General features: G+C 68.1%; 11 protein-coding genes. 2 read left to right on the top strand and 9 right to left on the bottom strand.

Going from position 1 to position 11,482, the window contains the following annotated elements; all coding sequences use genetic code 11:
* Positions 1-5: 5 nt before the first annotated feature.
* The 3 genes from ribH to ABQF30_RS09390 form a co-directional block, all read right to left on the bottom strand.
* A complete protein-coding gene (gene ribH, locus ABQF30_RS09400; RefSeq protein WP_448462610.1) occupies positions 6-488 on the bottom strand; it encodes a 6,7-dimethyl-8-ribityllumazine synthase in 483 nt (160 codons plus the stop codon).
* Positions 485-1,837, bottom strand: coding sequence for a bifunctional 3,4-dihydroxy-2-butanone-4-phosphate synthase/GTP cyclohydrolase II (locus ABQF30_RS09395; RefSeq protein ID WP_448462608.1), 1,353 nt, complete (start codon positions 1,835-1,837; stop codon positions 485-487). The genes ribH and ABQF30_RS09395 overlap by 4 nt, the downstream gene beginning before the upstream one ends.
* Before the next feature lie 98 nt (positions 1,838-1,935).
* Positions 1,936-2,535 carry a riboflavin synthase gene (locus tag ABQF30_RS09390; protein ID WP_448462606.1) on the bottom strand — a complete coding sequence of 200 codons (600 nt, stop codon included), beginning with the start codon at positions 2,533-2,535 and terminating at the stop codon, positions 1,936-1,938.
* Positions 2,536-2,607: 72 nt separating this feature from the next.
* Here ABQF30_RS09390 and ABQF30_RS09385 point away from each other — a divergent pair, with 72 nt between their 5' ends.
* Together ABQF30_RS09385 and ABQF30_RS09380 are read left to right on the top strand one after the other, a co-directional pair.
* Positions 2,608-3,321, top strand: coding sequence for an LppX_LprAFG lipoprotein (locus ABQF30_RS09385; RefSeq protein ID WP_448462604.1), 714 nt, complete (start codon positions 2,608-2,610; stop codon positions 3,319-3,321).
* A complete protein-coding gene (locus tag ABQF30_RS09380; RefSeq protein ID WP_448462602.1) occupies positions 3,321-4,997 on the top strand; it encodes an MFS transporter in 1,677 nt (558 codons plus the stop codon). Before ABQF30_RS09385 ends, ABQF30_RS09380 begins: the two co-directional genes overlap by 1 nt.
* Before the next feature lie 2 nt (positions 4,998-4,999).
* Here ABQF30_RS09380 and ABQF30_RS09375 read toward each other — a convergent pair whose 3' ends face one another.
* The 6 genes from ABQF30_RS09375 to ABQF30_RS09350 all read right to left on the bottom strand — a co-directional run bounded on the left by ABQF30_RS09375 (position 5,000) and on the right by ABQF30_RS09350 (position 11,462).
* Positions 5,000-5,155, bottom strand: a complete 156-nt coding sequence (locus ABQF30_RS09375) for a hypothetical protein (RefSeq protein WP_448462600.1) — start codon at positions 5,153-5,155, stop codon at positions 5,000-5,002.
* A gap of 189 nt (positions 5,156-5,344) precedes the next feature.
* Entirely contained in the window at positions 5,345-6,328 is a 984-nt protein-coding gene (gene ribD / locus ABQF30_RS09370; RefSeq protein ID WP_448463572.1) for a bifunctional diaminohydroxyphosphoribosylaminopyrimidine deaminase/5-amino-6-(5-phosphoribosylamino)uracil reductase RibD, read from the bottom strand.
* A gap of 20 nt (positions 6,329-6,348) precedes the next feature.
* Entirely contained in the window at positions 6,349-7,053 is a 705-nt protein-coding gene (gene rpe, locus ABQF30_RS09365; protein ID WP_448462598.1) for a ribulose-phosphate 3-epimerase, read from the bottom strand.
* Positions 7,054-7,090: 37 nt separating this feature from the next.
* Complete coding sequence (locus ABQF30_RS09360) at positions 7,091-8,479, bottom strand: RsmB/NOP family class I SAM-dependent RNA methyltransferase (protein WP_448462596.1); 1,389 nt, start codon at positions 8,477-8,479, stop codon at positions 7,091-7,093.
* A complete protein-coding gene (gene fmt / locus ABQF30_RS09355; protein ID WP_448462594.1) occupies positions 8,476-9,405 on the bottom strand; it encodes a methionyl-tRNA formyltransferase in 930 nt (309 codons plus the stop codon). The genes ABQF30_RS09360 and fmt overlap by 4 nt, the downstream gene beginning before the upstream one ends.
* Before the next feature lie 59 nt (positions 9,406-9,464).
* Complete coding sequence (locus tag ABQF30_RS09350; protein WP_448462592.1) at positions 9,465-11,462, bottom strand: primosomal protein N'; 1,998 nt, start codon at positions 11,460-11,462, stop codon at positions 9,465-9,467.
* Between the last annotated feature and the right edge of the window lie 20 nt (positions 11,463-11,482).

The following is an 11,482-nucleotide window of genomic DNA, read 5'->3' as shown; positions in this document are numbered from 1 at the left end:
ACCGGTCACGCGCGTGCGCGCAGTTCGCGCAACGTCAGCGCGGTCGACAGCGCCGCCGCTGCCGCCTGCGCACCCTTGTCCTCGGTCGACGCGGGCAGACCTGCCCGGTCGAGCGCCTGCTGCTCGTTGTCGGTGGTCAATACCCCGTTGGCGACCGGGGTGGACGCATCCAGCGACACTCGGGTCAGGCCCTGGGTGACCGCGTCACACACATAGTCGAAGTGTGGTGTCTGACCGCGGATCACCACACCCAGCGCCACCACCGCGTCATGAGTTGCCGCCAAAGCCTGTGCCACCACCGGAATTTCGATCGCACCCAGAACCCGCACCACGGTCGGCTCAGCGATACCGGCATCGGCGGCGACCTTGCGCGCACCGTCGAGCAGGGCATCGCAGATCTGGGTGTGCCAGGTGCTGGCCACGATCGCCAGCTTCACATTCGCCGCGTCGAGCTGAGGCAGATCGGGAACTCCTGCGCCTCCACTCATTTGTCGTCTCCGACGACGCCGCTCGCCGTTCCCTCGGAATCCGTCGGGCTCTGCGGCCGCCGGTCACCGAGTAGGTACACGGCCTCGTCGTAGTCGTCCATGCTCACCGCTTCGTCGTAGTCGTCCAGGCCCACGAGGTCATGGCCCATCCGATCCCGTTTGGTCATCAGGTAACGAATGTTGTCCGCATTGGCCCGCACCGGCAACGCCACCCGTTCGATGATGTGCAGGCCGTATCCGTCCAGCCCAACCCGTTTGGCAGGGTTGTTGGTCAGCAGGCGCATCGACCGGATACCGAGATCGACGAGTATCTGTGCACCGATGCCGTAATCGCGCGCATCGGCAGGCAATCCGAGTTTGAGGTTGGCGTCGACGGTGTCGTCACCGGCGTCCTGCAATTGGTAGGCCTGCAACTTGTGCATCAGGCCGATGCCGCGCCCTTCGTGCCCGCGCATGTAGAGCACCACGCCGCGGCCCTCCCGGGCCACCATCGCCATCGCCGCATCCAACTGCGGCCCGCAGTCGCAGCGCCGCGATCCGAACACGTCACCGGTCAGGCATTCGGAGTGCACCCGCACCAAAACGTCGTGACCGTCGCTGTGCGGCCCGGCGATCTCGCCACGGACCAACGCGACATGCTCGACGTCCTCGTAGATGCTCTTGTATCCCACCGCACGGAACTCACCGTGCCGGGTGGGGATCCGCGCCTCGGCGATGCGCTCGACGTGCTTCTCGTGCTTGCGCCGCCATTCGATCAGGTCGGCAATCGAGATCAACGCCAGATCGTGGTCATCGGCGAACACCCGCAATTCATCGGTGCGGGCCATGTCGCCTTCGTCCTTCTGGCTGACGATCTCGCAGATCGCCCCCGCAGGCTGCAGCCCCGCCAACCGCGCCAGGTCGACCGCGGCTTCGGTGTGGCCCGGGCGGCGCAGTACTCCACCGTCCTTGGCGCGCAAGGGAACCACGTGACCAGGCTTGCTGAAGTCCTCGACGACGGCGGCCGGATCAGCCAGTGCCCGCATGGTTGTGGCCCGGTCGGAGGCCGAAATACCAGTCCCCACACCCTTTTTCGCATCCACGGTGACGGTGTAGGCGGTGCCGTGCTTGTCCTGGTTGACCGCATACATCGGCAGCAGGCCCAGCCGGTCACAGATCTCGCCGTCGAGCGGCACGCACAGATATCCCGACGTGTAGCGCACCATGAACGCAACCAGTTCGGGGGTAGCCTTTTCCGCGGCGAAGATGAGATCGCCCTCGTTCTCGCGGTCCTCGTCATCGATCACGACCACGGCCTTGCCCGCCGCGATGTCGGCTATCGCCCTCTCGACGGAATCGAGCCTGGTCATGTTTGCCACCTTGCTTGTTTCACTGCCGGATTCCATCGTGGAACCCTCGCCATCGACTCCAGTATGAACCACCGAAAACCCGTGGTTATTGCCAGCTCTTACTGACCGGGACCGGCCATCAACCGCTCGACGTACTTCGCGATGATGTCGACCTCGAGGTTCACGGTCGTATCCACCGACGCCTGACCGAGTGTGGTGAGCTCACGCGTCGTCGGAATCAACGACACCTCAAACCAATCGCCACCGACCGCAGAGACCGTCAGCGACACTCCGTCGACGGTGATCGAGCCCTTCTCCACCACATAGCGCGACAGGCTGGGCGAAAGCCCAATCCGCACCACTTCCCAGTGCTCGAAGGGCGTGCGCGAAATCACAGTGCCGGTACCGTCGACGTGGCCCTGGACGATGTGACCACCGAGCCGGCTGTTGACGGCCGCGGCCCGCTCCAAGTTGACCCGGCTACCCACCCCGACATCGGCCAGGCTGGAACGATTGAGGGTCTCCCCCATCACGTCGGCGGTGAACGCACCGTCGGGCAAGACCTCCACGACGGTCAGACAGACGCCGTTCACCGCGATCGAATCGCCGTGGCCGGCGTCGGCCGTGACGACGGGCCCGCGGATGGTGAAACGGGCGGCGTCGGCCAACTCTGTCTTGTCGACCAGGACACCCAGCTCTTCAACGATTCCGGTGAACACGCCGACCAGAGTATTCAGTGGGCGACCGGTTGGAGAAAACAGTCGGTCGTAGGAAGCCTCTACGATGCAGTCATGCAGACGCGCCCACGCTTCGCAGTCCAGTCCTTACTCGCCATCATGTTCACCGCCGTTGCGCTGGTCGCCGGGTGTTCGTCGTCCTCGGAGACGTCCGACGCCCCGCTGCCTGACGCCGCCACGCTGCTGCAGGATTCCACGGCGACGACCAAGAGCCATCAGAGCGTTCACCTGCTGCTCACCGTGCAGGGAAAGATCGACGGACTGCCGGTCGAGAAGCTCGACGGTGACCTGACCAACGCCCCGGCTGTCGCTGCGCAGGGCACCGCGGACCTCATCGCGTTCGGCCAGCGGATCGCCGACGCGCAGTTCGTGGTCGCCGAAGGTGACCTGTACGCGGCGCTGACGCCCGGTGATCCGCTGTCCAACTACGGGCCGGCCGCCAATATCTACGACGTCTCGGCGATCCTGAACCCCGATACCGGTCTGGCCAATGTGTTGGCGAACTTCTCCGATGCCAAATCCGACGGCCGCGAAGCCATCAACGGCACCGAGGCGGTCCGCGTGACCGGCAATGTGAGCGCTGATGCCGTGAACAAGATCGCCCCGCAGCTGGAGGCGACCGGCCCGGTCCCCGCAGCGGCATGGATCACCGAGGACGGGGACCACACGCTGCTGCAGGCCAAGCTGGAGCCGTCGCCCGGCAACAGCGTCACCATGACGCTGTCCGACTGGGGTAAGCAGGTCACCGTCACCAAGCCCGCTCCCTGATGCGTGCCGCTGAAGCGGTGACATCCCGCGGGAACCGCACGATCGCGATCAGCGCAGGCAGCCTTGCGGTGCTGCTCGGCGCCCTCGACACCTATGTCGTGATCACGATCATGGTCGACATCATGAAAGACGTCGGCATCGCGATAAACCAGATTCAGAAGGTGACCCCGATCATCACGGGTTACCTGCTCGGTTACATCGCGGCCATGCCGCTGCTTGGCCGGGCATCGGATCGGTTCGGGCGCAAGATGCTGATCCAGGTGGGCCTGGCCGGATTCGCGATCGGCTCGATCGTCACCGCCCTGTCGGGCGACTTGACGATGCTGGTCATCGGCCGCGTCATCCAGGGCACCGCCAGCGGTGCCCTGCTGCCCGTCACGTTGGCGCTGGCCGCCGATCTGTGGTCGGCCCGCAACCGCGCCGGCGTGCTGGGCGGGGTTGGTGCCGCCCAGGAGTTGGGCGCCGTGCTGGGCCCGGTGTACGGCATCGCGCTGGTGTGGCTGTTCAACCATTGGCAGGCGGTGTTCTGGGTCAACGTGCCGCTGGCCGTCGTCGCGATGGTGATGATCCACTTCAGCCTGCCGCCCAGGGACAAGGACCGGCCAGCGGAGAAGGTCGATGTCGTAGGCGGCCTGCTACTCGCGGTCGCGCTGGGGTTGGCCGTCGTGGGCCTGTACAACCCGGCCCCGGACGGCAAGCAGGTGCTGCCCAGCTGGGGCCTGCCGGTACTGATCGGTGCGCTGGTCGCCGCGGTGGCGTTCTTCGCGTGGGAGAAGGTCGCCAAGACCCGGCTGATCGACCCCGCGGGTGTGCATTTCCGACCCTTCCTGGCGGCGCTGGCCGCGTCGCTGTGCGCCGGTGCGGCGTTGATGGTCACGTTGGTCAACGTCGAACTGTTCGGGCAGGGCGTGCTCGGTCAGGACCAGAACCACGCTGCCTTCCTGCTGCTGCGTTTCCTGATCGCGCTGCCCATCGGCGCGCTGATCGGCGGTTGGCTGGCCACCCGGATCGGCGATCGGATCGTCACGTTCCTCGGATTGATGATCGCCGCAGGCGGCTTCTGGCTTGTCTCGAAATGGACGGTGGACGTCCTGGCCGCGCGCCACGATCTCGGCCTGTTCAGCCTCCCGGTGCTCGACACGGATCTGGCGATCGTGGGTCTGGGGCTGGGTCTTGTGATCGGTCCGCTCACCTCGGCCACACTGCGGGTGGTGCCCGCCGCGGAGCACGGCATCGCTTCGGCGGCCGTGGTGGTCTCACGGATGATCGGCATGCTGATCGGCATCGCCGCACTGTCCGCATGGGGCCTGTACCGGTTCAATCAGCATCTGGCGAGTCTGGCCGCCGCGAGCAACACGGGCAGCATGTCGCTGGCCGAGCGGCTGTCCGCTCAGGCCGGGCGGTATCGCGAGGCCTACGTGATGATGTACGGCGACATCTTCACTATCGCCGCCGTCGTCTGTATCGTCGGCGCGCTCTTGGGATTGTTGATCAGTGGGCGGCACGAGCACGCCGACGACGAGGCCCTGCCACCGCGCACGGGCCCGCTCGCCGTCGATCAGGACCCGCCGACCGAGCTGCTGGATCTGCCGACGCAGGTACTTCCGTCACACGCCGCGGACGACACGGTTCAGCTACCTGAACAGGAACCGCCGGGCCGGCACCGCGCTCGGTGAGGTCAGCAGCGTTCCACCCCGGGGCGTAGCCGCCGCAGTTCTTGTTCGGGCTGCGGCGGCCTGTCGGGAAACGCGATGCGCAGCGGCGCGCACACCAGTGTCCGAACAGCACGCGGCGTCAGCGGAGATGTACTGAGCCAGTCCTGCAGTGCAGTCATGGTGGTGGTCCTTTGCTCGTGTTCACTTAGCGCAAATTCAGCAGTGAACGCGCTTTGGCACGAGTGTACCGAGATGTCGGCCGCAAGCGTGGAGCGTGAATCCGGCTGTTCGCGTTGGGCAGTGGGTAACCCACGGTTCACCAAGCGTTCAACAGGTCGTTGTTCGACGCCCCCCGCTGACCGGACAGGTCAGTTGGGCACCAGGCTCAACAACACATCCGGACCGAGCGACTCGATACCGTCGAACCGCCAGCGCTGAGCGTGCACGATGCTGAGGACCCCGACGTCGTTGACCGCAGTTATCGGTCCCCCCAACAGGATCGGCGCCACGTACGCCAGGATGCGGTCAACCAGTCCTGCGCGCAGGAAGGCACCCGCCAACGTGGGCCCGCCCTCCAACACGACGTCGGTGCGGTCGGCGAGTGACCTCATCACTTCGCGCGGGTCGTGGGTGCGGATCACCATGGTACGCGAGTCGTCGTTGAGTACCCTTGCGTCCGAAGAGATTTCCCGCTCGCCCACCACGACGCGCAGCGGCTGCCGCTGCGCCAAACTGCCGTCGGCGAGCCGTGCGGTCAGGGACGGATCATCGAAGAAGACGGTTCCGGTACCAACCACGATGGCGTCGGCAACCGCACGCCGGCGGTGCACGTCCGCTCGGGCGGCTTCGCTGGTGATCCATTGACTTGAGCCGTCAGCGGCGGCGCTTCGGCCGTCCACACTGGTGGCGAACTTCCACGTGACATGCGGCAGTCCGGTGCGTTGCTTGTGCAGCCATTCCCGCAGCGGGCCACGCGCCACCTCGTCGGCCAACATCCCGGAGACGATCTCGATGCCCGCTTCGGCCAGCCGCGCTGTGCCGCCTGCCGCGACCGGGTTCGGATCGCTGCAGGCGTAGACCACTTTCGAAACCCCTGCCTCGACAAGGGCTTTCACGCAAGGCGGAGTCCGGCCGTGATGGTTGCACGGTTCCAGGGTGACGACTGCGGTGCCACCGGTGGCGCGCCGACCTGCCTCCCGTAATGCCATCACCTCGGCGTGCGGCCCGCCCGTCGGCTGCGTCCCGCCTACTCCGGCGACCTGCCCATCGCGGTCTAGAATCACCGCGCCGACTGGTGGATTGGGGTATGTAGAACCCTTGACCCGCTCGGCCTGCTCGATGGCCAGCCGCATCACGGCCTCGGGTTCAGCGGTCACAATGTCAGGTGCTTGGATGCGCTCGCGGCCTGCTGGCGCAGCGATTTCACCGCCGCGGCCGGATCCGCCGCGCTGTACACAGCCGACCCGGCGACGAAGCAGTCGACCCCAGCTTCGGCGGCCTGCTCGATGGTATCGGTGTTCACGCCACCGTCGATTTCCACCACAACGGTGAGTTCACCGGAATCCACGAGCCGGCGTGCGGTGCCCACCTTCGCGAGCACTTCGGGGATGAAACTCTGCCCACCGAAACCTGGCTCCACCGACATCACCAGCAAGGTGTCGAACTCCCGCAAAATCTCCAGGTACGGCTCCAGCGGCGTGCCGGGTTTCACCGACAGACCCGCCTTGGCACCGGCAGCGCGGATGTCACGCGCCACCCCGACCGGATTGTCGGTGGCCTCGGCGTGGAACGTGACGTTGTATGCGCCAGCCTCGGCGTACGGCGGTGCCCAGCGCTCCGGATCCTCGATCATCAGATGGCAGTCCATCGGAATATCGGTGACCTTGAGCAGCGATTCGACGACCGGCAGGCCGAGTGTCAGGTTGGGGACGAAGTGGTTGTCCATCACGTCGACGTGCAGCCAGTCGGCGCCGCCCACCACGGCAACCTCGTCGGCGAGCCGCGCGAAGTCCGCGGACAGGATGGAGGGCGCGATCAGCGGAGTCTTTCGCTCCTGGCGTGCGCGGGTTTCTGCCATGGCGCTCAGCCTATCGTTCTGATCTTCGGGCCTACGCTCACTGGACCCGCAGCGCGGCAGCGAACATCGCATCGGTCCCGTGCAGGTGCGGCCACAACTGGACGTGGGGCCCGTCTCCGAGCCCATCCACCGGAGCGAACAACGGTCGCGCATCCACCTGCGTCACCGGGTGGCGGCGGACCGCATCAGCCAGCACGCCAACGGTCTCGGCCAAGTGCGGTGAGCAGGTGGCATACAGCACCACACCACCCGGGCGAGTCAGTTCGATGGCAGCGGCCAGAAGCTCACGCTGCAATTTCGCCAGCCCCGGAACGTCGCCGGGCTGTCGACGCCAGCGTGCCTCCGGGCGGCGGCGCAACGCTCCCAGCCCGGTGCAGGGCGCATCCACCAACACCCGGTCGAAGCCCGGCTCAAGCCCGGATTCGCGGCCATCGACCCGATGCACGTCCACGTCGAGCCCGCGGGTGTTCTCCTCGACCATGTCGGCGCGCCGATCCCCCGGTTCGACCGCGGTCACCCCTGCTCCCGAGGCTGCGCCGATAGCGGCCAGCAGCGCTGTCTTGCCGCCCGGTCCGGCGCACAGGTCCAGCCAGCGGCCGTTGTCCGGCCCGTCGACTTCGGCCATCGTGAGCGCCCGCGCCACCAACTGGCTGCCCTCGTCCTGGACCAAAGCGGCGCCCTCGCGAACAGCCTGCAGCCGCCCCGGATCCCCTCCGGACAGGTACACCGCGTAGGGCGAATACCGGCCGACGGTGCCGTCCGTCTGCGCCGCCAACTCGTCGGCGGACATCGCGGTGGGCCGGGCCGCAAGGTGCACGACGGGCCGTTCGTCATCACTGGCCAGGAGGGCGTCGAGCTGTCCGGCTTGAGCACCGAGCGCATCGGTGAATGCCTGGGCGATCCACCGCGGATGCGCGTGCACGAATGCGGCGTGCCCGACCGGGTCGGTGGCGGAGGACGGGGCCAACTCCTCAGTCCACGACTGCTCGTCGCGCGACGCGATGGTGCGCAGTACACCGTTTACGAAACCCGCACGGACGGAATCGAATTCGATGCCGGCTTGCTCGACGGTGGTGGACACCGCGGCGTGTGGCTCGACCCGGGTGCGCAGCAACTGATAGGTGCCGAGCCGAAGCAGTTCGAGCAGCACCGGGTCGATCCGTTCGACCGGACGACCGGCAGCCCGTTCGATGACTGCGTCGAGAAGGCCCTTGGTCCGGCACGCGCCGTAGGTCAACTCGGTGGCGAAGGCGGCGTCCCGGCCCTCGATGCCGCGTTCCCGCAGCAGCGCGGGCAGCGCCAGGTTGGCGTACGAGTCCCGTTCCGAGACGGCGCGCAGCACGTCGAACGCCGCCTGCCTGGCCGGATCGAGCGGCTTTCGCCGGGTCGGACGTTTGCCCGGCCGCCGATCAGAAGGTCTGGTCATGACGCTCGCACCGTTTCCTCAAGACGAGCGCCGCGAGCCCAGTCGGCGGCGTTCATCAGCTTCTTCCCCGGCGGCTGGATCTGACCCAGCCGCACCGGATGCGAGCCGGTTCCGACCTGGACGATGTTCCGGTCCACCTGAATCACACCGGGCGGCAAGGGATTTGCCGACTCCTCCACGGTGACCGGGCCGATCTTGACGCGAAGGTCGCCGATCATCGTCCAGGCTCCGGGATTAGGGGTCACCGAGCGAATGCGACGATCGACGACATGTGCGGGCAGATCCCAGCGCACCCTGGCCTCCTCGACGGTGATCTTCGGCGCCACGGTGACCCCGTCCACGGGCTGCGGCACCGCCGTCAACGACCCGTCAGCGATGCCGTCCAACGTGGCCTCCAGTAGCGCAGCCCCTGAAACGGCAAGCCGGTCAAGAAGATCGCCCGCAGTATCGGTACCCCGGACGGTTTCGGTGACAACGCCGTATACCGGGCCGGAGTCCAGCGCCGGTTCGATCTGGAACGTTGTCGCCCCGGTGACCGAATCACCGGCTGCGATGGCGGCCTGCACCGGCGCCGCCCCGCGCCAGGCAGGTAGCAACGAGAAGTGCAGATTGACCCAACCGTGCCGGGGAACCGCCAGCAGGCGTTTGCTCAGCAGCGCACCGTAGGCCACCACGGCGCAGCAGTCCGGCGCCAGGTCGGTCAGCTCGGCAACGAACTCGTCGCCGTTGGGCCGGGCGGGACGCAGGAGCGGGATGTCATGTTCGATGGCCAGCCGCGCCACTGGTGACGGTGCGGGTTTGCCGCGCCGACCGGCCGCCGCATCCGGGCGGGTCAGCACCGCCACCACATCGTGGTTGGGAGATTCGATCAGTCGCCGTAGGGCCGGCACTGCCGGCTCGGGTGTACCAGCGAAGACGAGACGCACCGGCCCAGTCTATGGATGCACAGTGGGACACACCCACCGGTACCGTCTGCCCTGTTCCCCTACCCGATGTGCAGCGGGTCGATCTGCACGCGGGACGGCTCCTGATCGTGGCGGGCGCTCAGCACCGCGCTTGCCCGTCGCAACGCGGCCGCGAGCGCCAGGCCCCCGTCGCGCGGCGCTCGCACAAGCATCCGGCTGACCTCGGCCTCGGCGGCCACACCCGGCGGTCTGCGGGCCCCGGGCGGCAACTCCACCGGCCCGAGCTGTTCGGCGGCCTCCGGTAGCTGCGCGGTCTCCAACAGCGCCTTGACCGCCTCCGAGGCGCCGTCGACGGCGGCCATGTGGACAGCCGGCGGCAAGCCCACCTCGCCGCGGCCGTCGAGCTCGATGTCGGCGTGGCCGACCGGGTCCCAGCGGATCAGCGCTTGCACAGTAGGGATGGCGGATTCTGCGACGACGGCCACCACACCGCCGTCGCTGCCCGGCCGCACCAGGGCCGCCGCAGCCATCCACCGGCGCAGCGTGTCCTCGGCGGCGCGCAGATCTTGGCGGCCCAGCAACGCCCAGCCGTCGAGCAGCAGCGCCGCGCCGTAACCACCGTCGGCGGCCGGTTCCGCGCCGGGGGTGCAGACCACCAGCGCCGGCCCGTCCTCCACCGTGGCCACCATGGCGTCCCCACCCGACGTGATCACCGTCGTGCCGGGAAACGCGCGGCCGAGCTCCTCGGCGGTGCGCCGCGCCCCGACCACGACGGCCCGCACGGCGTCGGAACCGCAACGAGCGCAACGCAATGCGGGTTCGGCGCGACCGCACCACCGACATTCCGCGGCGGAGCTGTCGCCGGCCAGCGCCAGGGGTCCGGTGCAGTGCCGGCACCGAGTGACGGTGCGGCACTTGGCGCAGGCCAGCGCGGGCACGTACCCGCGTCGGGGTACCTGAATGAGCACGGGACGCCCGGCCTGCAGTGCCGAGCGGGCGGCCTGCAGCGCCATCGACGGCAGCCGCGCGGTGCGCGCCGCCGGGTCACGTTCCTGGGCGTACCCGCTGTCCTCCAGCGCGACGACGCGCGGCGCCGCGGCCCGAACCACCGACCGCGTCGCGACCAGGTCATGCGCCCAGCGGGTCCGCACCAACGCCTGGCCTTCCGCGGTGCGGGAGTAGCCGCCGATTATTGCGGCACAACGCAATTGGTGGGCGCGCAGCATGGCCACCTCACGAGCATGCGGGTATGGCGCTCGCGGTTCGGCGAGGTTGTCGTCGCCGTCGTCCCACACCAGGATCAACCCGAGGTCGGCAACTGGGGCGAACACCGCGCTGCGGGTGCCGATCACCACCCGAGCGTGCCCGCGCAACACCGCCAGCCAACGCCGATACCGCTGCGCCGGACCAAGACCCGCCGACAACGCCACCACCCGCGACTCTGGAACACTGCTGACGGTGGCCGCGTACAACGCGTCCACGTCGCGCTGGTCCGGCATGATCGCGAGCACGCCATGGCCCGCGTTGACCGTCACCGCGGCAGCCTCGGACAATCGCTGCGGCCAGTCCTCACCGGGCAGCACCTGCCACACCGCACGGGCCGCGCGCCCCTCACCGAGCGCTTTCAGATACTGCTCACCACCGCCGTACCGCGCCCATCCGGTCGCGTCGACGTCGGCCACCTGGATCTCTTCCGGATCCGGGGGCACCTGCTTTTCGACCGTGGCATGCCGCGGCGGGACCGCGAGCCGCAGCACGTCGGGCCGGGTGCCTGCGTAGCGGGCAGCGACCGCGTCGACCAGGCGCCGCACCTCGGTGGTGAGAACGGGCTCGGCCGAGACCACCTTCTCCAGCCAGCCCAGCTTGCCGACGTGGTCGGTGTCGGAGCGCCGTTCCAGGATGAACGCGTCGACGAGCCGGCCGTGAAAGCGCACGCGCGCCCGCACCCCGGGCTGCGCGTCATCGGACTGCTCGGCCGACACTAGATAGTCGAACTCCCGGTCCAGATGCGGCACCGAAAGCATCGGCAGCACCCGCGCGATGGGTTCGTGCTCGGCGGCACGCCGGGTGATGGTCACTCGCCAGGTTTAGCAGAGTC

The sequence above is a fragment of the Mycolicibacterium sp. XJ870 genome, assembly GCF_053483975.1.
The sequence above is the reverse complement of the archived record's forward strand: the minus strand, read 5'-3'. Positions and strand labels throughout refer to the sequence as shown.

Excerpts from the sequence above, each read along its gene's own strand:
- rpe (WP_448462598.1), bottom strand. The coding sequence starts at position 7,053 with ATGGCAGAAACCCGCGCACGCCAGGAGCGAAAGACTCCGCTGATCGCG.
- ribH (WP_448462610.1), bottom strand. The coding sequence starts at position 488 with ATGAGTGGAGGCGCAGGAGTTCCCGATCTGCCTCAGCTCGACGCGGCG.
- ABQF30_RS09395 (WP_448462608.1), bottom strand. The coding sequence starts at position 1,837 with ATGACCAGGCTCGATTCCGTCGAGAGGGCGATAGCCGACATCGCGGCG.
- ABQF30_RS09380 (WP_448462602.1), top strand. The coding sequence starts at position 3,321 with ATGCGTGCCGCTGAAGCGGTGACATCCCGCGGGAACCGCACGATCGCG.
- ABQF30_RS09375 (WP_448462600.1), bottom strand. The coding sequence starts at position 5,155 with ATGACTGCACTGCAGGACTGGCTCAGTACATCTCCGCTGACGCCGCGT.
- ribD (WP_448463572.1), bottom strand. The coding sequence starts at position 6,328 with ATGCGGCTGGCCATCGAGCAGGCCGAGCGGGTCAAGGGTTCTACATAC.
- ABQF30_RS09385 (WP_448462604.1), top strand. The coding sequence starts at position 2,608 with ATGCAGACGCGCCCACGCTTCGCAGTCCAGTCCTTACTCGCCATCATG.
- ABQF30_RS09360 (WP_448462596.1), bottom strand. The coding sequence starts at position 8,479 with ATGACCAGACCTTCTGATCGGCGGCCGGGCAAACGTCCGACCCGGCGA.